This is a genomic window from Streptomyces sp. NPDC054840, from assembly GCF_053611065.1.
This window is the reverse complement of sequence record NZ_JBSGZP010001046.1, coordinates 1-1,665: the sequence shown is the minus strand read 5'-3', so window position 1 is coordinate 1,665 and position 1,665 is coordinate 1. Positions and strand designations below refer to the sequence as shown.

Here is a 1,665-nt window from a genome sequence, read left to right as displayed (position 1 = left end):
TGCCGGCCCTCTTCCACCACACCGACCAGGCGGCGATCTCCCGGCAGCGGGAGTCCACGCAGGCCACCCGTGTCCAGTTGCTGCTGCTGGTCACGGCCGCGGCGGCGGCCGCTCTGCCGGCCGGGCCGAAGCTGGGCTCGATGTACCTGTTCGGGCTGCTGAGCGTGCTCTCGTACGTCGGGGTGCTGGGCGTGGGTATGCGGGCGACCCGCCGCCGGGCCCGCCCGCAGTGGCAGCTCAACCGCAGTGCTGCGGAGTTCATCAAATCCCTGGCCTGGCGGTACGCGGTGCACGGGGCGCCGTTCGGCAGCGAGGTCGCCGCTCCCGAGACGACGTACCGGACCCGGCTGGAGGCGGGTCTGGCCGAGCTGCGGAAGATGGGCTGGGACGATCCGCGGGCCGCCGGGACGGTGTCCGAGGGCGGGGAGATCACCGGCGCGATGCAGCGGCTGCGCGGGATGGACTATCAGGCGCGGCGCGAGACGTACGTCCGGGACCGGCTGATCGAGCAGCGCAACTGGTACCGGCGGCGGACGGAGGTGTCCCGGCGGGCGACGAACCTGTGGTCGTGGACGATCGTGCTGCTGACCTGTCTGGCGCTGCTGTTCGCGCTGCTGGGGTCGTTCGGTTCGGGTCCGGGGCCGAGGCTGACCGCGCTGCTGAGCGCGGCGGCGGCGGCCGGGATCGCCTGGAACGAGGTGCGCCGCCACCATCCGCTGATCGAGGCGCACACCCTGATCGAGCAGGACCTGGCGGCGATGATGGTCGTGATGCAGACCACCATCACCGAGTCGCAGTGGCCCTCGTCGGTGTACGAGACCGAGCGGTACGTGTCGCCGCAGCACACGGACTGGCTGGCCCGGCACAGCAGTTGACAGTGGGGGCGTGGCTCAGTCCCGGGCCACGCCCTCGCGCCAGATGACGGTGACCGGTTTGCCGAGTGCCCGCGCGTAGGCGACGATCTCGGCGGTGCCGCCGTGCCCGCGGGCGGGCTGCCCGTCCCAGACGGCGACGAGCCGGTCGCAGGAGTCGGCGATGTAGGTGCCGGCGGCATAGTAGGCCTCGTCCGTGGAGCGGGCGAAGTCCATCCGGACCTCCTGGGTGGCCCGGTTCCTGAGGTCCTGGTAGCGGGCGAGGGCCTCGGCGTCCTCGAAGGCGTCCTCGTAGTCCCCGCTGGGGATCACCACGGTGAGGTCGGCTCCGTGTTCGAGGGCGAGGGCGGCGAACAGCTGGTCCGCCCCCTCGGCGAGGCTGGAGAACGCCTCCAGCGGTCCTTCGTGGGTGCCCAGTACGGCCCGCAGGGCGCTCTCCACATGGCCGAGCACCGAGTCAGGAATGGCTCGGTGCCCGGTCACGCCGATTCGTTTCATGCAGTAACCAGCCTCCCCCATGGACATGGCCGCCCGGAACATCCTCCCAGAAGGCGGGAGGACGTCCAGGGGTGCGGCGGGGGCGCGTGAGTCACCGTCAGTAGACGCTGACCCCGTAGGCGTTGAGGGCCTCGACCACGGGCTGGAAGAAGGTCGTCCCGCCCGAGGAGCAGTTGCCGCTGCCGCCGGAGGTGAGCCCGACGGCGCGGGTGCCCGAGTAGAGCGGGCCGCCGCTGTCGCCCGGTTCGGCGCACACGTTGGTACGGATCATGCCGTAGACGACGTCGCCGCCGCC

The 1,665-nt window shown here is 71.8% G+C and carries 3 protein-coding genes; 1 reads left to right on the top strand and 2 read right to left on the bottom strand.

Going from position 1 to position 1,665, the window contains the following annotated elements; all coding sequences use genetic code 11:
* Positions 1-875, top strand: an 875-nt coding sequence (locus tag ACWGIU_RS37340; protein WP_453712506.1) for a DUF4231 domain-containing protein, incomplete at its 5' end; no start/stop codon positions are given.
* 15 nt (positions 876-890) lie between these two features.
* On the opposite strand, the gene ACWGIU_RS37335 is transcribed toward ACWGIU_RS37340, so the two are convergent.
* Together ACWGIU_RS37335 and ACWGIU_RS37330 are read right to left on the bottom strand one after the other, a co-directional pair.
* Positions 891-1,370 carry a hypothetical protein gene (locus tag ACWGIU_RS37335; protein WP_453712505.1) on the bottom strand — a complete coding sequence of 160 codons (480 nt, stop codon included), beginning with the start codon at positions 1,368-1,370 and terminating at the stop codon, positions 891-893.
* Positions 1,371-1,467: 97 nt separating this feature from the next.
* Positions 1,468-1,665: trypsin-like serine protease (locus tag ACWGIU_RS37330; RefSeq protein WP_453712504.1), on the bottom strand; the 198-nt coding region annotated here is incomplete at its 5' end.